The organism is Nocardia vaccinii NBRC 15922 (assembly GCF_001613305.1).
In the GTDB taxonomy this organism is placed as follows: Bacteria; Actinomycetota; Actinomycetes; order Mycobacteriales; family Mycobacteriaceae; genus Nocardia; species Nocardia vaccinii.
In genome coordinates, this window is record NZ_BDCC01000012.1 from 353,242 (window position 1) to 378,046 (window position 24,805).

A 24,805-nucleotide genomic window follows, 5' to 3' on the forward strand; every position below is an offset into this window, starting at 1 on the left:
GGGCTCCCCGCGCAGTGCGCGGGGAGCCCTCCGGAGTCGATCCGGCCCGGTCAGGCCTGGCCGACCTCGAAGCGAGCGAAACGGGTCACGGTGACACCGGCCGCGTCCAGCTGCGCCTTGACGGTCTTCTTGTTGTCGGTGACCGACGGCTGCTCCAGCAGGACGACGTCCTTGTAGAAGCCGTTCACCCGGCCCTCGACGATCTTCGGCAGGGCGGCCTCGGGCTTGCCCTCCTCCTTGGCGGTCGCCTCGGCGATCTCGCGCTCCTTGGCCACCAGATCCGCGGGAACGTCCTCGCGGGTCAGGTACTTGGCCTTCAGGGCCGCGATCTGCATACCGGCGGCACGAGCGGCCTCGGCGGCGCCCTCGCCCTCACCCTGGTACTCGACCAGCACGCCGACGGCCGGGGGCAGGTCGGTGGCGCGCTTGTGCAGGTAGGTCGCGACCGGGCCCTCGAAGGACACGACGCGGCGCAGCTCGAGCTTCTCGCCGATCTTGGCGGCGAGCTCCTGCACGACCTGGTCGACGGTCTTGCCGCCGAGCTCGACGGCCTTGAGCGACTCCAGATCGGCCGGGCGCGCCTTGGCGGCGGCCTCGACGACCTGGGCGGCCAGGGCCTGGAACTCGGCGTTCTTTGCGACGAAGTCGGTCTCGGAGTTGATCTCGACCATGACGCCGTCCTGGGCGGCGACCAGGCCCTCGGCGGTGGCGCGCTCGGCACGCTTGCCGACGTCCTTGGCGCCCTTGATGCGCAGCACCTCGACGGCCTTGTCGAAGTCGCCGTCGGTCTCTTCCAGGGCCTTCTTGCAGTCCATCATGCCGGAGCCGGTGAGCTCGCGGAGCCGCTTGACGTCAGCGGCGGTGTAGTTCGCCATCCTGGCGAGCCTCCTTAACGGGGAGTGGGTATCAGGTCGTAGCACCACCATGCCGACCGCTTCCGAACAGGAAGGGCCGGCACGGTGAACAAATCCGTTCTGGCGGCGGGGTTGCCGCCATCGAACGCCGCAGCGTCAGCTCTCGGCGGTGGCCGGCTCCGCGGCCGGGGCCTCGACGGCCTCGTCGGTGGAGGGGGTCGCCTGAGCCAGCAGTTCCTGCTCCCACTCGGCGAGCGGCTCACCGGCGCCGGCCTCGGGCTTGACATCGCCGCTGGCGCGCGCGGCACGAGCCTGCACACCCTCGGCGACGGCGGAGGCGACGACCTTGGTCAGCAGCGCGGCCGAGCGGATCGCGTCGTCGTTGCCCGGGATCGGGTAATCGACCAGATCCGGATCGCAGTTGGTGTCCAGGATCGCGATGACCGGGATGTTCAGCTTGCGAGCCTCGCCGACGGCGATGTGCTCCTTGTTGGTGTCGACGACCCAGATGGCCGAGGGGACCTTGGCCATGTCCCGGATACCGCCGAGGGTGCGCTCCAGCTTGTTCTTCTCACGCGTGAGCATGAGGATTTCCTTCTTGGTGCGACCCTCGAAACCGCCGGTCTGCTCCATCGACTCCAGCTCCTTCAGGCGCTGCAGCCGCTTGTGGACGGTCGAGAAGTTGGTGAGCATGCCACCGAGCCAGCGCTGGTTCACGTACGGCATACCGACGCGGGTGGCCTCGGCGGCGATGGACTCCTGCGCCTGCTTCTTGGTGCCGACGAACAGCACCGTGCCACCGTGGGCGACGGTCTCCTTGACGAACTCGTACGCCTTGTCGATGTAGGTCAGCGTCTGCTGCAGGTCGATGATGTAGATGCCGTTGCGGTCGGTGAAGATGAACCGCTTCATCTTCGGGTTCCACCGACGAGTCTGGTGCCCGAAGTGCGCGCCGCTGTCGAGCAGCTGCTTCATAGTTACGACAGCCATGGCTGCGTATCCCTCTTTCGTTGCTGGTTGTCGCAGGGGTCGGCGACCTCTGCCCTGGCGTCCACGGCCGCCGGAACCCCGTTTCGGGGACCAGCCGACGGCTTGTGCGCTGGGACGCGCGAAGTCGATCCGGGATGAGCGGACCGCCGATCCAGTCTACGAGCCAGCGGCCGGAACTCCTAAACGGGGTGCTGTGGGGCCCGGACGGGGTGGCGCCCCGGGCGACAATTTGAAGACGTGCGCATTCACATCACCGGCGTTGTCCACACTCGCCGAAGGTCGGGTTTCGCGACACGACCGCGCCCGGCACCGTGGAGATATGCGCCGCATCATCACGATCGTCCTGGGCTGGCTGGTGCTGCCGATGCTGCTGCCCATGCCCCGCGCCGAGGCCGGACCCGGGAGATTCGACTGGCCGCTGCACCCGCGGCCGCAGGTGGTGCGACGGTTCGACCGGCCGGTGCACGATTGGCTGCCCGGGCACCGCGGAGTCGATCTCGGCGGCGGCGCCGGGCAGCCCGTGCTCGCCGCCGGGGACGGGTTCGTCGTCTTCGCCGGAGAGGTCGCCGGTAAACCGGTGGTGTCGGTGGATCACGGGGGCGGGTTGCGAACCACCTACGAACCGGTGCGCGCGTCGGTCACCCTGGGGCGCAGGGTTTTTCGCGGCGAGACACTCGGCGTGCTCGAGGCCGGGCACGCGGGATGCGCTGACGCCTGCCTGCATTGGGGAGTGCGGCGCGGGCGCGAGTACCTCGATCCGCTCGGGCTGATCCGCCGCGCGCCACTTCGACTCGAACCGGTGCGGCCGGAACAGGGAGAGCCACCGTGATCCGGCGAGCCGGGGTCCTACCGCCGTGCGCCGGCCGGCTGGGCACCTTCGCGCTCGGCGAGCTCACGCTTCCACTGACGGAAGGTCTCCTCGGTGCGCCCGCGACGCCAGTAGCCCGAAATCGAGGCGTGATCGGCGGGGACGCCTCGCTCCTTGCGGATGTAGGGGCGCAGCTCGTGCATGACGACCTGGGCCTCACCGTGGATGAAGACGTGCACCCGCCCGTCCCGCCACGGTTCCGCGCGCACGGCCTCGGCTAGTGCGGCGCCGGGCTCGCGGTCGCCGCGGTGCACCCAATCCAGTTCGACGCCCGCGGGCCGAGGGACGTCCAATTCGTCTGCGGGACCGGCGATTTCGACGAACACACGCCCCACCGCATGCTCGGGCAGCGCAGCGCAGGCGGCCGAGATGGCCGGGAGCGCCGATTCGTCACCGGCCAGCAGATGCCAGTCGGCATCGGCTTTGGGCGCGTACGCTCCGCCCGGACCCGTCAGCTCGAGCTCATCGCCCGGCTGCGCCGCCGCGGCCCACGGCCCTGCCACACCCTCGGCGCCGTGATAGACGAAATCGATGGCGATCTGCTCGAGCTCGGGATCGATCGAGCGGACCGTATAGGTACGCGTGGTGGGGCCGTCCGGTCCCGGGATCTGCAGTTTGACGTAGGCGTCGGTGAAACCGTTGGGCGTGAAGGCCGCGAATCCGGGGCCACCCAGGTGAACCCGGATCAGATGATCGGTCAGGCGTTCGGTGCGCCGGACCACGAAGGACAACGGTGTACGAGCCACAAGGCACCTCCGGTGTAATTAGGATTACCTAATAAGGACAGTAGCATGAACTATCGCCGATAGCTCACGATATGTTTTTGACGGTAATTCAGCTGGGGGATCACGTCGTAGGCCAGGATGGAGTGATGGCAGACGAACCCGGTGCCCCACCCTTCACCTATCCCGAAACCGGTGCGACGAACGGGGAATTCCCGTCCGGATATCACCATTTCCGGCTGCGGCGGCGGATCGGAACGGGCCGCGCCCTGTTCGAATCGGCAGCGCAGGAGGTCCTGGCCTATCGCATGCAGCGCGGCACCGGCATCTTCGGCTCCGCGAGCACACCGTCGGCAGCGCCGGGCACCGCACTGACGGTCCGCCTGGGCATCGGTCCGCTCGCCATCACCGCGCCGTGTCGCGTTGTCTACGTCCTGGACGAGCCGAATCGTCGCGGCTTCGCCTACGGCACCCTGCCGGGACATCCGGAGATCGGCGAAGAACTGTTCGCCGTCGAATACGACCCCGCCGACGATTCCGTCAACGGCCTGATCGCCGCCTTCTCCCGGCCTGGGACCTGGTACACCCGCCTCGGCGGCCCCGTCGCACGCCTGCTGCAGAGCTACATCGCGAGAAAGTACATCGACGCAATTCGCCCCTGACCTGGGCTCGGGACCCACCGACGACATCGGCGGTCAGAACTGTCGACGCGCATCCGGGGGGCGGCAACAGCGGGGCGAATTCGCCGCGGCAGGCCGCGGTATTCCTGTCCCGGCACGCCTGTACCGCGCACATCTTGCTGACTGCGGACTCGCTGGAGAAGAGTGCGGGGCGAAACCGCGGCGGCTCAGGCCCGCGGATGCGCCTGGTCATGGACCTTTCGCAGGCGTTCGACCGAGACGTGGGTGTAGAGCTGGGTGGTGGCCATGCTGGCGTGGCCGAGGAGTTCCTGGACCACGCGCAGGTCCGCACCGCCCTCCAGCAGGTGCGTGGCGGCTGTGTGCCGCAGCCCGTGCGGGCCCAGGTCGGGAGCTCCGGGGATCGCCGAAACCACCTCGTGCACAACGGTTCTGGCTTGCCGCGGGTCGAGTCGGCGACCGCGGCGGCCCAGCAACAGCGCGCGTCCGGACTCGGAGTTGGCGAAGGCCGAGCGGCCCGCACGCAACCAGCTCTCGAGCGCTTCGTCGGCGGGCGCACCGAACGGGACCGCGCGTTCCTTGTTGCCCTTGCCCAGGACGCGGACCAGGCGGCGCTCCCGGTCGACATCGTCGATATCGAGACCGCACAGCTCGCTCACTCGGATCCCCGTCGCATACAGCAGCTCGACGATCAACCTGTCCCGCAGCGCCATCGGTTCATGTTGTGCCGCACCGGATTGCGCGGCGTCCATCACGTCGGCGGCCTGTTCGCGACCGAGCACCGCGGGCAGGACCCGATGTGCCCGCGCCGATCCCAGCCGCGGCCCGGGATCGATCGCCAGCCGCCCGGTGTGGGTGAGCCATGCGGTGAAGGTCCGCGCCGCCGACGCGCGCCGCGCCATCGTGGTGCGCGCCGCCCCGGCCCCCGACTGCTCGGACAACCAGGACCGCAACAACGGCAGATCGATCTCCCCCACCCCGGAATCGGCCGCCCGAGAACACAAATGCAGCAGCAGCGACCGCGCATCACCCAAATACGCCCGCACCGTATGCGCCGACCGATTGCGCCCGAGCCGCAGGTGCCGCCCGTACTCGAGCAACAACGCCTCCAAATCCTCGGGCAGAGCATCCATACCCTCAACACTCACCGAGCTCCGCCCCCGTGACAAGTCACCCCACCGCACTCACGCCGGATCCGTACCCGCCGACTCGCTGCCCCACCGCCTCGTCGCCCACCGCCTTCATCGACCGCACTGCGTGCTCGGACCATCCGGCCACCGGGCGGCACACCGGCGGAACAGTTCGAGTTCGAGTGGATCGTCGTGGCCACCAGCGCCACCGTGGCCGACTGTCACGGCAGACCGACGACCACTTCGAGACTGGCCGATCCGCGGCAGTTCCGGCTCGGTGACCGAGTCATGGTGGTCGACGACGGTTTCGGTGAGCCGCCGCCCGCCGGGCACTGCCGACAAGCTACATGCGGCCACGCCCTGCCCTGATCGGCTTGCCGACAAGCACGCCCCGCCCAGCCGTGACGGTCGCGAGATCGCGCTTTCCTTCCGCGGAGAGCTGCCGGCCGCAGGCATCGGCTATCGACCCGGGCGGAGGGTTCTGAACCAGCCGGATTCGTCGCAGCCGACCAGTCCCGCGAGGTCCAGGGCCGCGAGCGCGGCGCGGACGGATGGGAGTGGGAGTCCGGACTCGCCGGCTAGTTCGAGGGGGATTCGGGCGCCGGTTCTGGGGAGGGCAGCGTAGACGAGAGCCTCGTCGCCGTTGAGGGATTGTTCCGGGGTGGCGGTGTCGGTGGGCAGGGACAGACGCAGTGGGCCGGCCTCGTCGATGATCTCCTCGGCGCGGCCGACCAATACGGCTTCGCCCTCGCGAATCATGCGGTGGCAGCCCGCCGAGGAGGCGGATGTGACCGGGCCGGGGATCGCCAGGGTCGGACGGCCCAGTCGGCGAGCCCATTTCACGGTATTGCGCGCACCGCTGCGCAATCCGGCCTCCACGACCAGCACACCGTCGGCCAGCGACGCGATGATCCGGTTCCGCGCCAGGAAGTGATGTTTGTTCGCAGTGCTACCGGGCGGATATTCGCTCACCACCAGTCCGGTCTCGGCGATCTCGGCAAGCAGGCGTGCGTGTGCGGCAGGATAGGGCCGGTCCACCCCGCAAGCCAGGACCGCGATCGTCGGTGCACCGGCGACCAGCGCCGCGCGATGGGCGGCGCCGTCGATCCCGAAGGCGGCTCCGGAGACGATCGTCCAGCCGCGCGCTGCCAGGTCGCCGACGATTTCGGCGGTGACCCGCTCGCCGTAGCCGGTGCTGCAGCGCGCACCCACCACGGCCAGAGCCTGTTCGCCGGCGGTCAGCAACGACCCCGGACCCCGCACCCACAGCACCAGTGGGACCGCTGCTCCCGGATCACGGTTCGAGTCGAGCCGGCCCAACCCCAGCATCCGCCAGGCAGGCCATTCCGGATCGTCCGGTGTCACCACCCGCCCACCCGATTCGATGATGCTTTCCAGATCCCTTACCGCACAGTCGATTCCACGACGCTGCTCCGTCGGCCCACGCAACGACTCGGGCAGGTCGCACTCCCGTACCGCCCGCGCCGCCTCGACGACACCGACCCGCTCGATCAACGCCGACAACGCCGCACACGGCCCCTGCACGACCCGCGACAGGTACACCCAAGCCAGCCGCCGCTCATCAGCATCGTGCATCGCGAGATCCATTACGCCCGTGGCATTCTCATCTTCGTCAACAGCCGGTTCCGCGCTCACCGCTACCGCCCTGACACCGTCGCGACCACCAAACATCAACTCCCCATTCGCTACCGCCGGCCCGGCTCCGACACGATCAGGCAATCTCGGCTCCCTTCCCAACCGCGTCTCGGTACCGCCGTATCCGCCGGAAAACGCCTCCCCCATTCCAACCGCTCCCCCGGCGCCGTCAGCACGATCAACCGTCGTCGATCCATCACTCGGCGTCCCAGCCGCCACACCATCGCAGCCGCGCAACGTCGAGCCATGACTCACAGCCGCCGCAACGAGATCATCACAATCACCCGAAACCGGGCGATCACTCACCACCGATCTCCCGGCACCGTAGCCATCGCGGACGGTCGGCCGGGCGAGCACAGCGGCGTCTTCGCGCGACGTCGAATCCCCGCCCTGGGTGCGGGCATCGACGTGTTCGCCGGGCATCCGATCCGCCCCCGTGTTCATGCCGCACCGCGCTGGCGGAAGTTCAGGGCCTGCATCACGTCCTGAGTGCCCGGTCTCTCGCCGCCGCGCAGGTCACAGATGGTCCAGGCGACGCGGATGGCTCGGTCGGCGCCGCGCGCGGACATTCGGCCCTGTCGTAGCGCGTTCTCCACCGGGACCAGTGCCTCGGCGGGAAGCCGGAAACGTTGGCGCAGAGTGTGTCCGGGGACCTCGGCATTGGTGGTCCAGCCGTACTCCCGCCAACGCTCGGCGGCAGCCCTGCGTGCCGCCTCGACCCGGCCGCGCACCACCGCACTGCTCTCGGCCTCGGAGGAGGCGAACGCACCGGAAGCCTGCCCGTGCATCTGCACCCAGATGTCGATGCGATCCATCAGCGGCCCGGACAGCTTCCCGAGATAACGCCGCCGCGCCAACGGCGCACAGATGCAGTCGACATCACGCGCGGGGGCGCACGGGCAGGGATTGGCGGCCAGCACGAGTTGGAAGCGGGCCGGATAGCGGGCCACTCCGTCCCGCCTGGCGATGCGAATCTCCCCCTCCTCCAATGGAGTTCGCAATGCTTCCAGCACCTTCGTACCGATCTCGGCGCACTCGTCCAGGAACAGCACCCCGCGGTGGGCGCAGCTCACCGCTCCCGGCCGCGCCGAGCCCGACCCGCCGCCCACCATCGCGGTCACCGAGGTCGAATGATGTGGCGCGACGAACGGCGGGACGGTGATCAGCGGATGATCGCCCGGCAGAATTCCCGCCACCGAATGGATCGCGGTGACCTCCAGCGCCTCACGCTCGGTCAGCATCGGCAGCAGGCTCGGAAGACGTTGCGCCAGCATCGTTTTGCCGATTCCAGGCGGTCCGGTCAGCAGGACGTGATGTCCGCCCGCGGCGGCGACCTCCAGCGCCCAGCGCGCCTCGTCCTGGCCGATCACCTCGTTCAGATCACCGCAGGGCCGCTCGGAGGAGGGCAGCGCGCCCTCGGGCGGACGCAACTCTCCCTCACCGCGCAGCCAGCCGATCAATTCACGCAGGGTGGCAGCACCGAGCACGGTGATCCCGTCCACCAGACTCGCTTCGGCCAGTGCGGATTCGGGCACCACCACCGTGCTGCGTCCGGCAGCCCGCGCGGCGAGCACCGCGGGCAGCACCCCTCTGGCCCGCCGGACACGCCCGTCCAACGCCAGTTCGCCCAGCAACACCGAACCCGCCAGCCGCACCGACGGAATCGCGTCCCCCGCATCCAGCACCGCCGCGGCCAGAGCGAGATCGTAGACACTGCCGACCTTGGGCAGGGTGGCCGGTGACAATGCCAGGATGACCCGGCCGTCCGGCCATTTCTCTCCGGAATTGGTCACCGCGGCCCGCACCCGATCGCGCGATTCGTTCAGCGTCATATCGGGCAGCCCGACCAGGTGTATCGATGGCAGCCCCTGGCCGATATCGGCCTCGATCTCCACCAACTGCCCGTCCACGCCGGTCACCGCCACCGAGAACGCCCGGCCCAGCGCCATCAGAACACCGCTTTCAGATGTTCGATGACCGGATCGTCCTCGGGTTTCACCAGCACCGACACCACATCGAAGCGGATCTGCCGCCACGGGCCCTGCTGTTCGTTGAGCCACAGCAGCGCCAGGCGTCTGATGCGCTGCTGTTTGGTGAAGGTCACCGCCTCCGCCGGGACACCGAATTTCAGACCGGAACGGGTCTTCACCTCGACGAATGCGGTCACCCCCGCATCCCGCCCGATCAGATCCAGCTCACCGTACCGGCAACGCCAGTTCCGCTCGACGATCTCCATCCCGGCCGCACGCAGATACTGTGCCGCCAGCTCTTCCCCGTGTGCGCCGAGCGCCAGATTATGTGCCACCCCGTCAGGATCACCGAGCCGCGCTCGGGATCCGTCACCCCGAACTGGGGAAACAGAAAACCTGTGGACAACCCCCGGATGTGGACAACACGCGGCCGCCCCGCCGGACGCCGTGTCGGCCGTTATTCGGGCAGTCGGAGGTCCGGCTTCTCCAGCTCCTCGATGTTCACGTCCTTGAAGGTGATGACGCGAACATGCTTGACGAAGCGGGCGGGCCGGTACATGTCCCACACCCAGGCATCGGACATGCGCACTTCGAAATACACCTCGCCATCGGCGTTCTGCGGCCGTAGTTCGACGGAATTGGCCAGGTAGAAGCGGCGTTCGGTCTCCACCACGTACGAGAACTGGCCGACGATGTCCTTGTACTCGCGATACAGCGAGAGTTCCATCTCGGTTTCGTACTTCTCGAGGTCCTCGGCACTCATCTGGTGGAAAGTCCTCCTAATTCACGACGCCGCCCCCGGCGGGCTCGCCATACTGCGTGTCCTGACATCATCTCGCATGCGCGGTACCGGTAGCCAACCGCCTCGCTCCGGAACCGAGGCGGCGGACCGGCTCGACCTCGGCCCCGCCGATCATCCGCACGTTCCGCCAGCTCTGGCGATGCTCGCTGCTGGGCCCCAGACGATCCAGCGCCGCGATGTGCTCCGGCGTGTTGTACCCCTTGTGCGCCGCGAAACCGTAGCCGGGCAGTCGCCCGTCCATCTCGACCATCATCCGGTCGCGGGTCACCTTGGCCAGCACACTGGCCGCGGCGATACAAGCCGCCGTGGCGTCGCCGCCGATCACCGGCAGCGAGGGCGCCATGATGCCGGGCACCTTGAAACCGTCGGTGAGCACATAACCGGGACGCTGATCCAATCCTGCCACCGCTCGCCGCATCCCCTCGATATTGGCGACGTGGATGCCGATCGCATCGATCTCCCAGGCCGGAATCACCACCACCTGCCAAGCCAGCGCCCGGCGCTTGATGATCGGGAACAGTTCCTCGCGAGCGACCTCGGTGAGCTTCTTGGAATCATCCAGGCCGGCGAGGGAATCGTATGCCTTGGGCGCGAGCAGGCAGGCCGCCACGACGAGGGGACCCGCACAACATCCCCGCCCCGCCTCGTCGACCCCGGCGACCGGCCCCAGGCCGCTGCGAATGAGGGCCGCCTCGAGCGTGCGCAGACCACCGGCCTTGCGCATCACCACTCGCGGCGGCCAGTCCCCGGCTCGTTGCCCGTTGCGCGCCACTGCACCCACCGTTCGATTATCCGTTCGCTCTTCACAACTGTCTCCGCCGGACCGCCCTCGTGAGCCCGGCCAATGGAAACAGTCAGCCGCAACCGCTCAGTTCTGCTGCGGATTCTGGGATCGCACCGGGCCGATCCGCCCCGGCGGCCAGATCTTGAACACCGCCTTGCCACGCACATCCTTCACCGGGACGGTGCCGGAAAACTCATCGTCCTGATGTGCGCGCGAATCGGCGGATTCGTTGCGGTTGTCGCCCATCACCCACAGATTGCCCTCGGGCACCTTCACCGGGCCGAACTCCCGCCCGACCGGATTGATCGACAGCCCCATCGGCGTCTTGACCGCGAACGGCAGACCGGGCTGATACGGATACAGGTACCGGGCGTACGGTTCGTCGAGCGGCTTGCCGTCGACCAGCACCCGCCCTTGGGCGTCACAGCACTGCACGGTCTGACCGCCCACCGCGATCACCCGTTTGACCAGATCGTTCTCATCCGGCGGCACCAGACCGAAGAAGGAGAAGAAATTCTGCACGCCGCGCACCATGACGTTGCTGGAACGATTTGTGTGGTACTCCTTGTTCCACGATCCGCTCGGGCCCACGAAGACGACCACGTCGCCCGGTTTCGGGTCGCTGAAGTCGTACGTCAATTTCTCGACGTAGATCCGGTCGCCGACGCAGGTGGGACAACCGTGCAACGTCGGCTCCATCGACTGCGACGGAATCAGATACGGCCGACCGATGAACGTCACCACCAACGCCGCGATCACCGCCGCGATCACGATCAGAATCGGCAACTCCTGCCAGAACGGGCGTTGCTTCTTCTGCTTCTTCCCCCGCGATCGCCGACGACGCGGCACCGGCGCGTTCGCACCGTCGTGATCCACCTCGGTCGACGCCCTGGAGTCGAATTCGTTTGCCACGCCGAACAGGTTATCCCGCCCACACCCGCGCCGGTGACCGGGATGTCGACAAGTGCCGCAACGCGTTCGGGGCGATGTGCTCAGTTGGTCTGGGGATCCTGGGATCGCACCGGGCCGATCCGGTTCAGCGGCCAGATCTTGAACACCGCCTTACCACGCACATCCTGCACCGGCACGGTACCGGTGTACTGATCGTCGATATGTCCGCGCGAGTCGAGCGAATCGTTGCGGTTGTCGCCCATCACCCACAGATTGCCCTCGGGCACCTTGATCGGGCCGAACTCCCGCCCGACCGGATTGATCGACAACCCCATCGGCGACTTGACCGCGAAGGGCAAACCCGGTTGGTAGGCAGATATGTAGTGTGCATACGGCTCGTCGAGCGACTTGCCATCCACCATCACTCGGCCCTGCGCATCACAACACTGCACCGTCTGACCACCCACAGCGATCACCCGCTTCACGAGATCATTCTCATCCGGCGGCGCCAAACCGAAGAACGCGAAGAAATTCTCGATCCCCCGGACGACGGCATCACTCGAACGTGGCGAATGATAATCCTCGTTCCAAGAGCCGCTCGGGGCCTTGAACACCACGACGTCGCCCGGCTCAGGATCGCCGAAGTCATAACTGAGCTTCTCGACGTAGATCCGGTCCCTGGTGCAACCAGGACAACCGTGCAACGTCGGCTCCATCGACTGCGACGGAATCACATACGGCCGACCGATGAACGTCACCACCAACGCCGCGATCACCGCCGCGATCACGACCAGCAGCGGCAACTCCTGCCAGAACGGACGTTGCTTCTTCTTCGCCTGTTTCCCCCGCGGCCGGCGTGGCGTACGTCTGCCCGCACGAACGTCGTCGGATTCGCTCATCGTCTCATTGTCCTGCGTCACGACGAATAACCTAGCCGCACTTCGCCCGCACGTACGGATCGATACCTCGAGAATGGGATCTGTCATTTACCGCCGCTATCCACTTGCGGTGGCAGCGGATCGAGGGCCAGCCCAAGAGGATTCGGGGCCGGAGTAACGGGAAAGCCTGCCCGGCCATGCATTTGGCTTTTGATCCTGCTCGCACGTCGCGCGAGGAGGGCGCGATCCGGTCTCCGTTCAGGCGGCACTGGTTGACGCACTTGTAGAGCAGGTTCAGCCCCGATGTAGCCGAACTCGGCGATTTCGGCGAACATCAGCAGCACCGGAACACCGGGCTCAACGGGGCGACGGGCGCACAGGTGATCGCGGTAGGCGTCGACCGGGCACGCCCGGTATCGGGGCGGGCGGCGCAGGCCAGCGGTTCGGCCACTCGTGCGTGACGCCTCACGGCGACTCGGTCCGCGGCCGATGCCGCTCGAGAACACGGGGACCCGCTCCCGGAGCATCCCGCAGCCACCGGCTATGGTCGCCGCCGACCAGCAGATGAAACAGAAGCGATCGCAATTCTCAACGCATCTATTCGCAACTCGAGTGGCGGCATCGGAGTGTTCAACACGAGCAGGTCCGGGTCGTAGCCTTCGAGTTTCGTGAGCAAATTATCGTCGAACTCGTCCCCGAATCCGGCAACCACTGTTTCAGTAATCGCATTTCCGAAGCCTTGACAAAAAACTTGTCGAAGACGGCAGAAATCTTGACGCGACTCCGCTGTCAACACTCTTACAGCCACTGCGAACCGAGGCTTACCGCACAATGGACCGGCCACGAAGGAGCTCCGATAATGTTCCGCAACCGAATAGTCGTTCTCTTTCAATAAAAAGCTACCGTAGCAGTACGGCAGTCCGAGTTCGGCCGCAAATTTCGCCGACCGTTCACCAGTGCCATTTATCCATATCTCGGGAGTTGAGTTCGACGGCAGGAGTCCGGCCGAAGGCCCGTCGCGGAACGTCTCGACCAGGATTCGCAACGACTCGCTGTAGTCCACCTGACCGGGCCGTCTCAATTTTTCAGCCGCAAAGGGTTCCGCACCAGGACCACGACCGATCCCTAGATCGATCCGAGAGGGGAACATGCGGCACAACATATTGAATGTACCCGCGACTTTGAGTGGCGCATAATAGGGCAGCAATACAGAAGCGGTGCCGACCCGAATTCTCCGGGTCATCTGAGCGGCTGCGGCGATCAACACTTCAGGTGCAGCACAACTACTTGCATCGCCGTGATGCTCCGAAACCCAGAACCTACTCGCGCCCAATTCTTCGGCCGCCTTGCACAGGCCCAAACTATCATGAACGGCGGCTTGCGCCCCATCCTTGCCGAAAGGAAACACCTGATCGAAGGCGCAGATTTCCACATCATGTCCCGATTGTCGGCTCATACCAATTCCTCGCAGCCATCATTACCAAGCATTTCACCAGCTATCCCTGTGTTGGCGGCGCGGATGAGCAAGCGGCGATACGGTCCAGTAGACGGCGCCAGACACCGTAAGCACTGTCCTCGTCTTCGTGATGGAGACCGAGGCGGTTGCTGTGCATGTGCAACAACGTGCGCACGACATTTTCCCGCTGGGACCACAGGGAGCCGGACGCATCGAGGTCGTCCATCCGGGAGCGGAAGCACGTACCTTCCATCTCCCACCGATCGCCGACATGCCGCAGGACATCGACGGCTGGGCCGACACCGGTGTACTGGGACCAGAGCGAGCCGGCCGCCGTTCGGTAGAGGCCGCTGCCCGCGGACCTCGATGCCATGGTTCGCACCAGCGTTCGGCGCCGGGAGAAGTCCGGAATGAGGATACTGCCGATGCGTTCCAGGCTGAGTGCTGCCAGACACTCCCGCGGCAGGTAGCTGTCCGCAGATTCGCCCCGATGGTCGGCGAGGTAGCGCAGCAACTCGGCCACGGCAGTGCTGTCTGCGCAGAACAGGCATTCCGCGGCGTCGATCATGGCGGGACCGCCATAACGTTCGGTTTCCCGGTGGTAGGTCCCGAAGGAGAATTCGGTGATCCGCCCCGCTGCCACCAGATCGTGCGCCCACTCCGTGACCGCGACGAGGCAGGCGCGGCGTTGCTCGGAGTACGGGACGCAGAAACGAACCCGCAAGTGTGGCGCGGGGTCGGCGTAGCGGAGGAAGAAGGAGCGATCGATGCCATGCGCTTGCGTCAGCCGACTCGTGAGCGCGATGTACTGGTCGATGAGCAAGGTGTCGTGGGCATCCGGCTCCGCGTACAGCTTGACGTACAGCCAGTCACTACCGATATGTCGCATTCGTTCACTGTGGGGAATCGGGCGTATCGCCGAGGAGATCGGAGCGCGTGCTGCCGGAGGCGGCTGCGTGCACACGACCGGGACGACGACCTCTGCGGTGTATGAGCGCCCGAGGTCGTCGGTCAGGAAACCGTCGTCGGGCGCGGGCAAAACCTCTTCGAGCCGGACCGGCTCTTCGTGTTCCCCGCGATAGAGGGCGCGGCGCAATTCCGCCAGCGACAGGCTGCTGTCCAAGTCCAGCATGATGTGATTGTCGCCCTCGGTGAGGTAGACGTGGCGTGGCAACATCCACCGCTCACCCCAGTTACGCAGTGCCACAAGGAACTCCACGTCATCGGCCGTGTCCGCCACGCCGAGATCTGCCGGACGCAGGTGCCAGCACGCACGCCGGAGGATCACTCGGTCGCGGCGAACCCGGGGTAGAAAGGACGCGATACCTTCCAGGTTTCCCCAGTCGAATCCGGCGATGCCGCGGTATTTCGTCGAGGACACCTCCAACAGGAAGCGGCAGACGTTCGGCCCGGAAAGCAGGCTGAGCATGCTGTGCTGGGTGAAGAGCACCTCGCATCCCAAACTGCGGCTCCACAGATACAGTCGTCCGGAACGGACCCCGACGACGATGTCGCTCAGGGACAGCCTTCGCTCCGTGGGGGTGCCCGGCGACACGTTTACCGGCAGCTCCCAAGCGCGAACCTCGGGACGCACAGCAACGTTGACCGCTCTGCCCAGGTGCGGCAGATAAGCCAGTTCGACGAGCTCAGCCGCGCCGGCCTGCGCCTGCTCCGCCTCGGCCAGTTCCCGGAGACCGTCCCGGGTCCGATCATCGAGCAGATCGTAGAAGCGTGCGAAGGTCCTGCCTCCGAACGTGGCAGCCATACCTGTGAGCACTGCCATCCAGCGATCGGCGAGTTTGCCTGGGGGGCTCAGCTGGAAGTGTATGTCCAGAGCTGGGATAGCAGGGCGCTCGTCCGGGGTGGCAGCGCCGGTTTCGACGAACGCGGCCAGCCACCTGTCGTCGAGCACGATCTCCAGGCAGCGGTCCGCCAGGGCCGTGCTGGCCAGCTGGGTCAGCAGGGCGTCACGGGCTTGATGGTGGCGCTCGGCCGTTTCGGGGATCAGCGGGTAGGAGCGAGCAGGATTGCGGTACCCGGTCGGTGGCCCCAGCCCTGTCTCCGAGGAGAGCAATTCGAGGACCGGCACGTGCGCCTGCACGCCATACCGCTCGGTGAAGGCGGTTGCATAGTCCTGTAGCCACCTTGGATAGCGGAAGCTCGTACCGACAACCGCGGCCAGGGTCTGCGCCGCTTGTTCGGCAAGAGCCTGCACGTCGGCTGGCAGGACAGGTGGGCCCTCGGTGTGAAGGCGGGCGTCGAGCTGCAGCAGGTGACCCGCATAGTCAGGAGAGAGCGTGCGCGAGCATTCGGCGACGTGCGCCATCAACGGCGGCAACATCACCGCACTGTCTTGGTCACCACGATTGAAATCGTCGACCGCTGTGGCCAATTCCTTCAACGCCACTGCGGCGTTCTGGTCCACGATGGACGCCAAATCGGCCAAAGGGTCATAAGTGTCGCTGTGGACCAGCTGCGGCCTGTCGGCAACCATGAGGAAGTCCAGCTCGATGAGTTGCTGCAGCAGGCCGGTCACAGTATCGGCGGGGACGCTGGGGAATTGACCGGCCAGTTGTTTCCGCAGAGTCTCCAGCGCAATGGGGGTGTGTGCCAAGTCGATGACAGCGCGTACCGGCGGTGACAGGCGTACCGACACGGAGCGGCGGGTGTTGGCTCCGTAGGCGTCGGCGGTCGGCAACCAGAGCCGGCCACGGCCTTGGTGGATGAGATCGTTGGTCCTCACCCGCAGGCCCGAGCGGGCAGCGGAGCTGTCGGTCAAGGACTGAAACAGGTGCAGTACCCAGGCCATATCCATGCGGGCACGCGGCCTTGCCAGCACTCCGTCGTGCCACACCACCCGCGGCCGGCCCTGTGCCGCGAAGGTGCCGGTGGCTACGCCGGCCATCAGCCCGAATGGTGTCGCACGCACACTCATCCGATTCACATAGCGCAGGAGGCTCATCAGTGCGCGCTGCCGGTCCCGCTCGGAGTGTTCTCCGAACTGGCGCAGCGCTTTCGACAAGTCGGGCGAGGCCATCTCGACCGCAGCCGAAACCATTCCCGAACGCCACAAGCGCAGGACATCGTCGATCAACTGTTCCGGCCGATTCGGTACATCCGCCGGACTGGACGCAAGAAGACCGGTTATCGTCTCCGCGGGCAATGCCGGAGCGCGCAGCAGAAAGAACGGGCGAGCCGAATATACGGGCCCGGGGACGGCGAACGTGCCGCCGCCATGGTCGGGCAGTCCAGAGTTCACAGCAATCCTTCACACGAATCGAACAGCCGGTGCAACGCCGTTCACAACAGGTTTCGCACTGATAGGCATGGAGCCAGAAACAGCACATCTTCCCAGGTGCACACCGCCGTCGAGAGCGCTCCGGAGAGAACGGACAGGACTCCGGCCGCCCCCATGAGGAAACCCGGATCATCCACGAGCCGACCGACCTCACGCCGATCCGCGAGCACATAGGGGCGCCTCGGATCTGCCAAGGCGAGCACTTCATTCACCGATGCGTCTCGTGCCGCCTGGAACTCGGTCAAGCCCGTCACTCGCCACGCGCGCTGGAAGACCGCCGCAAGCCCAGCGTGACCATGACATAGTGTCGGCGCAAAGACGTCCCGCTCCCGGACACCCGCCGCCATCACCCGGCGCAGTGCGGCAACTGCGGTATCGGCGGGCTCGGCGGTGCCGGTCAGGGCAGCTGCGCTGAGCAGCACCATCGCGATGCCGGGAGAGCCGTAGCACCAGGCTGTACGTGCCGCTGGAGCGTCCGAAGAACGCACCGGCACATGTTGTGCGGCAGAGGCATCGAGCCATACTGGCCAATCCGGCCCGACCGTCTCGGCCAAGCGATGCGTGCACAGCCACAGAGCAATCTCGCGCACGCGTTCCCGGACTTCTCGACCGCCCACACCGCTGTGCGCCGCGGCGCACAGAGCCGCAAGAACTCCTGGGATGCCATGCGCAAGTCCGAGGTTGTACAGCCCGTGCGGGGAACGCTCCCGAACATCCGGTGAGCAGAAGCGCGGTGCTACGTACCAGCCGTGCCGTCCCACATCGTCGACATCTGTCAGCCGCATCAGGTAGGCCGTCAACCTGGTCGCGGCCTCCGTCAACACCAGAGGTGGGTCGGGTAATACCGCATACGCTCGCAACAGCGCCGTGAGCTGCCCCGCCACGCCCGCGATCACGTCATAGGCTTCGAACGGCACGCCGGTGCCGGGCTCGCGGAGAGCCGTGCTACCCAGCAGAGTGCCCAGATTCCCGGCCGTACGCGACAAAGTTGGCAGATAGCGCGGCTCGCATACGGCAAACTCGGTCACCGCCCATGCGAATCCCGCATATCCGTTGTACAGGCCGAGCCTGTCCGCTGGTCGCAATGCGGTCGAGTCGGCCGCCTGGCGCAGTAGAGCACGCGCCGGGTCCACCAGATCGGACCGGCCGAGTGCATGGCTTGCGTGGAGCAGCGCAAGAGCGATGCCGGAATAGCCGGACCCCAGAGTGATCGCCTCGTGAACGACCGGGCGCGGCAAACCGAGAATGGACGGATCCGCGAGCCTCGACAGCCGATCCGCAACCTCCTCGGTCGTGTTCCGCAGAACCGATATTTTCGTCATAGGAGAATCTCCAGAAGAACAACTGGACGGAAGGATTCTGGATAGCGAGATTTCGATCAAGGTGTCCGGCAGCCTATTTCGGTGGAGACGAATTGTACCGAGCTTCCGGCTGGGCGGAGGCCGAAGAGCTTGCCTCCGCCCAGCCGGAACTTCCGCTCAGCACAAACGTGCATCGCATGACAATCCGCCGCAGGAATAGCACGAGCTACCCATGCTCAAGACGCCCATCTGATCAGCTTCGACCACTGTGTCGACCCGAACATCCAAATCAAAGTCAGCATACATATAACACACCCCCTCTCATATGAATCCATATCCGACATGGAGCGCACGCCCGCAGGCGTGGCCGTATCCGCGCCCCCGCAGCCTTCGGCGATACTGCAACACCAATAGCAGTCGAATCTTCGACCGGCGGGCAACTTATTCAGGACCGGGCCGAATTCGACTGTACACCGGGGTTGTTCAGAAACATAGGCGCCGCAGCGGCCCAGATCGGCTAATCAGGAACAAAGCTATTACGATCAGCTCGACGGGCCAATGAATTCGCCAGATCTTGCCAGCTCTGCGAATGCTGCCGCGCTAGTTCGACAACCAATTCGGCACAATGCATTGGCAGACTGTCGGCAATCGAGTCCCACGTCGTCGGTTCCAGCGGAACAATATCCAGCATACGCAGCAGCCTGCGCCCCTGTTCTGTGAACCGCAACGACGGATCCGCGCGAAGCTGCCGGATCATGGCGCTCGAATCTCTCAGCCCCCTGCGGCGCTCCGACTGCCGATCAGGCACCGCTACGCAATGGACATCGCCCGTTCTGGTTGAAACCTCGGCTCCCCCGCCTGGTCGCGCCACAGTTGCGGAATCTTCGCGGATCTGACGTTGCGCTCTCTTCACCGTCGATAGCGAAGCACCCGTGGCCGATGCCGCTGCTTGCGCCGGCGCGCCGGGGTTGACCTCCAAGAACTCCAGCACCTGGCGACGTCGGTCCCCGGCCTCGATCGGACGGGAGACGCCGTCACTTCCCACTCGCTCGGCAGGCCAGTGCGGATTTTCCGCAGCGACCCCCCTCCGGATGACTGCAACAGTCTTGTCGGACAGCCCCACTACCCGGGCAACCCGCCGGTTCGACCACTCAGGGTAGTCGTGCAGTATGCGGTCGGCCGCGGCCCTCCGATCAGACAGCGACAACGGCAGTCCATGCGCACTGTTCATACGCACTGCCGCCACGAACGCCTCTCGCGCATCCCCGTCGAAATACACTGCATCGATTACGTTTGCCCCGATGCATTGTGCTGCCCGCAGCCGATGCACTCCATCGACGACCATCATTGTCTGCCGATGAACAACAATCGGCGGCAGGCTGTCAACCACTTCGGTCAGACTCTGCACGTGCAGGTGATTCTCCCCTGCGGCTCGCGGCGAACCACATACGCGAACTCGCTCGATCGGAATCTGCACGATCATCGGAGTCCCAGCGGCAGATGCCGAATAAAGCGCATGATCGCCACGGAGGGTCGATTTCTTCGGTATGTCGGCAACCTGTTTCATGAACGAACCCCTCCCACCCGTGCGCACAATATAATTCGTGGCGCATCGGATACGTTTTCACTATAATCAGTTTCTCGATCGAATACCGTCACCGACGCGTGGCCTGCGGATACATTCCGGTGCGCCGAAAACGCGCTAGCTCTCGGTCAGATGTCGGCATCGCTGGTGCGACAGCTGCCCCGCCCTAATTGCCATCGCCCGAACGCCCTCGCTCCCAGCGACTTCTGCGAAATGGCGCTCGCAGCGTCTCGGCCCGTCGACCGTTGATCGACGGTATGGTCGGCGGTATCCAAACCGGGCAGGAAGTTGGAGCTCGAAGAATCCGGCTGGTTCCTTCACATGGCCCAGAGACAGCCTGCGTTCGACGCCCTTGCGCGGGTGTCAGGAAGCGACCGTCTCGAACAGGCGGTTGAGCTTGTCGGTGAAGTTCCAGCGATCCGTCCCCGCCTTCTTTCTCGCCGCCGGACTCCAGCTTCGGGTCTCCAACCGTGGTTGACATCATCGAGCACCCCCATGACTCCGATTCGAGAACCGGCCCCACAGTAGGACGAAAGGTTGAGAGCGTCAACCTCTTTCGGCGGTAGACTCCAGCAGGATGGAGTATGGCTGGATGCCAGGAATCTCTGGGCGTACGCCGCTGTTGCAGCAACATCGTCAGCCCGGCGGTGACCGCGTCCTGGTCGCGGGGCCGGTCATCGGACGTGTCCGGTCAGCGCGGCAAGCTCCGAGCCGGCGGCCAGGATCGCCTCCAGGCTCTGCCGGTCGCCGGCATCGAGATTGGCCCCGACCACGTAATAGAAGAATCCCCTGGCCATTCGGCCAGGGGATTCGAACAACGCAATCCCGTCAGCGGGATGTGGTCAGCGCTTTTCCTTGATCTTGGCGGCCTTGCCGCGCAGATCGCGCAGGTAGTACAGCTTGGCCCGGCGGACATCGCCGCGGGTCACCACATCGATGTGATCGATGTTGGGGCTGTGCACCGGGAAGGTGCGCTCGACACCGACACCGAAGGAAACCTTGCGGACCGTGAAGGTCTCGCGGATGCCGCCACCCTGACGCCGGATCACGGCGCCCTTGAAGACCTGGATGCGCTCCTTGTTACCTTCGATGACCTTCACGTGCACATTGATGGTGTCGCCCGGCCGGAAGTCGGGGACGTCGCTGCGCAGCGACTTTTCATCGACGAAGTCGAGGGTGTTCATTTCCGTCCTTGTGGAGTTCGCGTGAACAGAGGAACCTGGCGGCGCGCACTGGGCGCTCGACCGGTTCGTGCTCCGGATATGGGCGGTGCGCTGGGCAGATCTGCCCAAGGCAACCCGAGTATTGTGCCAGAGGACATCGCACGACTGTTAATCGCCCCCGGTCCGGCGGCCGTGACCGGGAATTCTCGGCCGGGATTGCCCGATCGGATGCGGCGGCGCGGGCGCGGGAACCACCGTGCGAGCCAACTCCTCCTCGGCGGCGACCCGCATATGCGCCACGGGGTCGGGCTTCCCGGCGATCAGGTCCTGGACGAAGATCTTCGCACGGATCACCGGCCGCCGATAGCGGCGTTCGCGCCGGATCGCACGCTGCATCAGCCTGGGCCGACCGGCATATCGCCAGCGTGCCCACGGTGCGCCGGGTCGACTCAGCCGCAGCGCCCCGACGACCAGCAGGGGCAGGAAGAACATGCCGAACAGTCCGGTCCAGATCTTGCCCTTGGCGATGACGATCGCGGCCAGCATCAGATTGACCAGAGCGAACAGGCTCAGGAAGGTGCGGCCCGTTGGGCTGTGGTCATGCCGGATATTGCCTACGTCCAGCAGCCAGAGCGGATGAAAACCCAGCACCAGCAGTCCGGTTACCGCCAGGGCGACGAAGACCGCGTCGACCGAGGTGCGGCCCTGTTCCTCCCAATAGACGTCGCGCAGGTAGTAGATGAGTGCGAATTCGTCCAGGACCAGTGCGGCGCCGAGGCCGAATGCCGAGGCCAGCACGCTGACCGTGCCGACCCCGCTGTTGTAGACGGTGACCAGGCCGATCCCGGACACCAACACCAGCACCACGCCGAACACCATGTGGTGGATGTGCACATCGCCCGCGCGCAGGTTGCCGGGCCACCAGCGCACCTGCTTGCGGATCAACCGGACGCTGAGCCGGATCAGCAGGAAACCGACGATGAAACCGAGCAGGAAGCACAGCAGCGGCAGGTGACCGTGCGTCACCACGGTCTCGTCCAGCCACCGTCGCATACCTGCCATATCCCGTCGTCTCCGCGCCCCGGGGCACGGGGGCTACCGGGTCCGCGTTACCCGCCAAGCCACATTGTGCGGCACCCCGAGCCCCGGCAGGGCGCATCTCTCCAGATGCCGACCGCCGAGGCCGGGACCGGCGCGTACTCCGACGAGCCTACTTGCCGAATCCGGCCCGACGCAGGGCATCGGCCATCGCGCCGGTCGGCTCGGATGCGTTGCGGCGCTGCTGGTTCCGCCCCTGCTGGTTCCGCTCCGGCTGGTTTCGGCCCTGTCCTTGCTGGCCACGGCCCTGACCGCCCTGCTGCTGATTGCGGCCCTGCTGACGCGGATTGCCGCCGCCGCGCTGACCGCCCTGCTGACGCGGACGCGAATCGCCGCGTTCCGGCTTGCCCGCGCCGGGCTCGTCGTCCAAACGCAGTGACAGGCCGATGCGCTGGCGGGCCACGTCGACCTCCAGCACCTTGACTCGCACCACATCGCCGGATTTCACGATCTCGCGCGGATCCTTGACGAAGTTGTGCGACATGGCCGAGACGTGTACCAGACCGTCCTGGTGGACACCGATGTCGACGAAGGCGCCGAAAGCGGCAACGTTGGTGACCACGCCCTCGAGCACCATGCCCGGTTGCAGGTCGGCGACCTTCTCGATCCCGGCGGCGAATTCGGCGGTCTTGAATTCCGGGCGTGGGTCGCGGCCGGGCTTCTCCAACTCGGCGATGATGTCGGTGACGGTGGGCACGCCGAAACGCTCGTCGGTGAATTCACCGGGGCGCAGCCCGCGCAGCACGGTGGTGTTGCCGATCAGCCCGGCCACATCGCGGCCGGTGGACTCGAGCATGCGCCGCACGACCGGATATGCCTCCGGGTGCACCGCGGAGGTGTCCAGCGGATCGTCACCGCCGCGGATGCGCAGGAAGCCCGCGCACTGCTCGAATGCCTTGGGACCCAGCCGCGGGACCTTCAGCAGGGCGTTGCGGTTGCGGAACGGACCGTTCTGATCACGATGCGTGACAATGGATTCCGCCACCGACGAGGCGATGCCGGACACCCGCGACAGCAGCGGCACCGACGCGGTGTTCACGTCCACGCCGACCGCGTTCACCGCGTCCTCGACGACCGCGCCCAGCGATCGGGCCAGCAGCGCCTCGGAGACGTCGTGCTGGTACTGGCCGACGCCGATGGACTTGGGATCGATCTTCACCAGTTCGGCCAGCGGATCCTGCAGGCGGCGGGCGATGGATACCGCGCCGCGCAGCGACACGTCCATATCGGGGAGTTCCTGCGAGGCGTAGGCCGAGGCCGAGTACACCGACGCGCCGGCCTCGGAGACCACGATCTTGGTGGGCTTGTTCTCCGGGATGCGGGAGATCAGTTGCGCGGCAAGGGCATCGGTCTCGCGCGAGGCGGTGCCGTTGCCGATGGCGATGAGCTCCACGTTGAACCGGGCGACGAGCGCGCCCAGCACGGCCAGGGATTTCTCGGTCTGGCCCTGCGGCTTGTGCGGATAGATGACCTCGGTGGCCACCACCTTGCCGGTGCCGTCGACCACGGCCACCTTGACGCCGGTGCGGTAACCCGGGTCCAGGCCCATCGTGGCGCGGGTGCCCGCCGGCGCGGCCAGCAGCAGATCGCGCAGGTTGTTGGCGAAGACGTCGACCGCGTCCTTCTCGGCGGACTGCCGCAGCCGCATCCGGATATCGATGCCGAGGCTCACCTGCAACTTGGTCCGCCACGCCCAGCGCACGGTGTCCAGCAGCCAGGTGTCGGCCGCGCGGCCCTGGTCGGCGATGCCGAATTTCAGTGCGATGCGGCCCTCGAAGATGGTGCGTTCGCCCTCTGGAGCGGAGCGACCATCGGATGCGGCGGACTCCTCGGCATCGGGCTCGAGGTGCAGGGTGAGCACCTCTTCCTTCTCCCCGCGCAGCAACGCCAGAATGCGGTGCGAGGGCAGCGTGTCGAACGGTTCGCTGAATTCGAAGTAGTCGGCGAATTTCGCGCCCGCCTCCTGTTTGCCCGCGCGCACCTGCGAGGTGAGCCGCCCGCGCTGCCACATCAGCTCGCGCAGCTCACCGACGAGGTCGGCGTCCTCGGCGAAGCGTTCCACCAGGATCGCGCGGGCGCCGTCGAGTTGCTCTGCGGTGTACTGAGCCGGATCGGTGGTCGGGTCGCCGATCAGGGCGTCGGCCACCGGTTCGTGACCGGCTTCGCGAGCGATCTGGGCCTTGGTCCGGCGCTTGGGCTTGTAGGGCAGGTAGATGTCCTCGAGCCGGGCTTTGGTCTCGGCCAGCATGATCTGCTGCTCCAGCGCGGCGTCGAGTTTGCCCTGGCCGCGAATGGATTCCAGAATCGAGGCGCGACGCTCGTCCAGCTCGCGCAGGTAGTGCAGCCGCTCCTCGAGCTGGCGCAACTGAGCGTCGTCCAGACCGCCGGTGACCTCCTTGCGGTAACGGGCGATGAACGGCACGGTGGATCCGCCGTCGAGTAGCTCGACCGCGGCACGCACCTGCTCGTCCCGCACGTTCAGCTCGTCGGCCAGGCGGCGGCCGACGCTGGCCAGCTGGACAGGCGCGGCTCCACCCGGCGCGGCACCGGCGGCATCGCCGCCCGCGGCGCTCGTGTTCACGGCATCGTTGCTGACGGATTCGCTGCTGACGGTTTCGGAGGCTGTCGTCACGCCCGCAGACACTACCGCCGCACCCCGACAGGTAGCCACAGCCCCGCGCCGAATCGACCACAGCCGCACCCTTTTCGAATGGCCACACC

Annotated in this window: 22 protein-coding genes; 2 read left to right on the forward strand and 20 right to left on the reverse strand. The window is 66.2% G+C overall.

Annotation, left to right across the window (positions count from 1 at the left end; translation table 11 throughout):
* Positions 1–50 precede the first annotated feature (50 nt).
* A complete protein-coding gene (tsf, locus tag NV1_RS10200) occupies positions 51–875 on the reverse strand; it encodes a translation elongation factor Ts (RefSeq protein ID WP_067888342.1) in 825 nt (274 codons plus the stop codon).
* A gap of 135 nt (positions 876–1,010) precedes the next feature.
* Positions 1,011–1,844: a 30S ribosomal protein S2 gene (gene rpsB, locus NV1_RS10205; protein ID WP_067888345.1), complete on the reverse strand. Its 834-nt coding sequence runs from the start codon at positions 1,842–1,844 to the stop codon at positions 1,011–1,013.
* A gap of 364 nt (positions 1,845–2,208) precedes the next feature.
* Between rpsB and NV1_RS10210 the strand changes: the two genes are divergently transcribed.
* The gene (locus tag NV1_RS10210; protein WP_245713651.1) at positions 2,209–2,673 is read left to right on the forward strand and encodes a M23 family metallopeptidase; all 465 of its coding nucleotides are present in this window, start codon (positions 2,209–2,211) and stop codon (positions 2,671–2,673) included.
* A 17-nt stretch (positions 2,674–2,690) separates the two neighbouring features.
* On the opposite strand, the gene NV1_RS10215 is transcribed toward NV1_RS10210, so the two are convergent.
* Positions 2,691–3,458: a siderophore-interacting protein gene (locus NV1_RS10215; RefSeq protein WP_067888351.1), complete on the reverse strand. Its 768-nt coding sequence runs from the start codon at positions 3,456–3,458 to the stop codon at positions 2,691–2,693.
* A 125-nt stretch (positions 3,459–3,583) separates the two neighbouring features.
* On the opposite strand from NV1_RS10215, the gene NV1_RS10220 reads away from it, so the two are divergent.
* Positions 3,584–4,096: a DUF1990 domain-containing protein gene (locus NV1_RS10220; RefSeq protein WP_067888354.1), complete on the forward strand. Its 513-nt coding sequence runs from the start codon at positions 3,584–3,586 to the stop codon at positions 4,094–4,096.
* A 185-nt stretch (positions 4,097–4,281) separates the two neighbouring features.
* On the opposite strand, the gene NV1_RS10225 is transcribed toward NV1_RS10220, so the two are convergent.
* The 17 genes from NV1_RS10225 to NV1_RS10295 form a co-directional block, all read right to left on the reverse strand.
* Positions 4,282–5,205 carry a tyrosine recombinase XerC gene (locus NV1_RS10225; protein ID WP_067888358.1) on the reverse strand — a complete coding sequence of 308 codons (924 nt, stop codon included), beginning with the start codon at positions 5,203–5,205 and terminating at the stop codon, positions 4,282–4,284.
* A gap of 456 nt (positions 5,206–5,661) precedes the next feature.
* On the reverse strand, positions 5,662–6,798 hold the full coding sequence (dprA, locus tag NV1_RS10230) for a DNA-processing protein DprA (protein ID WP_084525259.1): 1,137 nt from the start codon (positions 6,796–6,798) through the stop codon (positions 5,662–5,664).
* Positions 6,799–7,298: 500 nt separating this feature from the next.
* Complete coding sequence (locus tag NV1_RS10240; RefSeq protein WP_067888363.1) at positions 7,299–8,807, reverse strand: YifB family Mg chelatase-like AAA ATPase; 1,509 nt, start codon at positions 8,805–8,807, stop codon at positions 7,299–7,301.
* Positions 8,807–9,163, reverse strand: coding sequence for a YraN family protein (locus tag NV1_RS10245; RefSeq protein ID WP_067888366.1), 357 nt, complete (start codon positions 9,161–9,163; stop codon positions 8,807–8,809). Before NV1_RS10245 ends, NV1_RS10240 begins: the two co-directional genes overlap by 1 nt.
* Positions 9,164–9,285: 122 nt before the next feature.
* Entirely contained in the window at positions 9,286–9,591 is a 306-nt protein-coding gene (locus tag NV1_RS10250) for a DUF2469 domain-containing protein (RefSeq protein ID WP_011210678.1), read from the reverse strand.
* 67 nt (positions 9,592–9,658) lie between these two features.
* Positions 9,659–10,402, reverse strand: coding sequence for a ribonuclease HII (locus NV1_RS10255; protein ID WP_281181815.1), 744 nt, complete (start codon positions 10,400–10,402; stop codon positions 9,659–9,661).
* Between the two features lie 96 nt (positions 10,403–10,498).
* Complete coding sequence (gene lepB, locus NV1_RS10260) at positions 10,499–11,326, reverse strand: signal peptidase I (protein ID WP_084525230.1); 828 nt, start codon at positions 11,324–11,326, stop codon at positions 10,499–10,501.
* A gap of 80 nt (positions 11,327–11,406) precedes the next feature.
* Complete coding sequence (gene lepB / locus NV1_RS10265) at positions 11,407–12,204, reverse strand: signal peptidase I (protein WP_067888964.1); 798 nt, start codon at positions 12,202–12,204, stop codon at positions 11,407–11,409.
* 520 nt (positions 12,205–12,724) lie between these two features.
* On the reverse strand, positions 12,725–13,639 hold the full coding sequence (locus NV1_RS42005) for an MsnO8 family LLM class oxidoreductase (protein ID WP_084525231.1): 915 nt from the start codon (positions 13,637–13,639) through the stop codon (positions 12,725–12,727).
* 40 nt (positions 13,640–13,679) lie between these two features.
* On the reverse strand, positions 13,680–16,898 hold the full coding sequence (locus NV1_RS10270; RefSeq protein ID WP_067888369.1) for a lantibiotic dehydratase: 3,219 nt from the start codon (positions 16,896–16,898) through the stop codon (positions 13,680–13,682).
* Between the two features lie 41 nt (positions 16,899–16,939).
* Positions 16,940–18,259 carry a lanthionine synthetase C family protein gene (locus NV1_RS10275; RefSeq protein ID WP_067888372.1) on the reverse strand — a complete coding sequence of 440 codons (1,320 nt, stop codon included), beginning with the start codon at positions 18,257–18,259 and terminating at the stop codon, positions 16,940–16,942.
* Positions 18,260–18,415: 156 nt separating this feature from the next.
* On the reverse strand, positions 18,416–18,544 hold the full coding sequence (locus NV1_RS46750; protein WP_218026943.1) for an FDLD family class I lanthipeptide: 129 nt from the start codon (positions 18,542–18,544) through the stop codon (positions 18,416–18,418).
* 211 nt (positions 18,545–18,755) lie between these two features.
* The gene (locus NV1_RS42010) at positions 18,756–19,805 is read right to left on the reverse strand and encodes a ParB/RepB/Spo0J family partition protein (RefSeq protein WP_084525260.1); all 1,050 of its coding nucleotides are present in this window, start codon (positions 19,803–19,805) and stop codon (positions 18,756–18,758) included.
* Between the two features lie 692 nt (positions 19,806–20,497).
* A complete protein-coding gene (locus NV1_RS46325; protein ID WP_281181812.1) occupies positions 20,498–20,620 on the reverse strand; it encodes a hypothetical protein in 123 nt (40 codons plus the stop codon).
* Positions 20,621–20,665: 45 nt separating this feature from the next.
* A complete protein-coding gene (rplS, locus tag NV1_RS10285; protein ID WP_040826229.1) occupies positions 20,666–21,007 on the reverse strand; it encodes a 50S ribosomal protein L19 in 342 nt (113 codons plus the stop codon).
* 147 nt (positions 21,008–21,154) lie between these two features.
* A complete protein-coding gene (locus NV1_RS10290) occupies positions 21,155–22,039 on the reverse strand; it encodes a hypothetical protein (RefSeq protein WP_067888378.1) in 885 nt (294 codons plus the stop codon).
* A gap of 157 nt (positions 22,040–22,196) precedes the next feature.
* On the reverse strand, positions 22,197–24,599 hold the full coding sequence (locus tag NV1_RS10295) for a Tex family protein (RefSeq protein ID WP_067888967.1): 2,403 nt from the start codon (positions 24,597–24,599) through the stop codon (positions 22,197–22,199).
* Positions 24,600–24,805 lie beyond the last annotated feature (206 nt).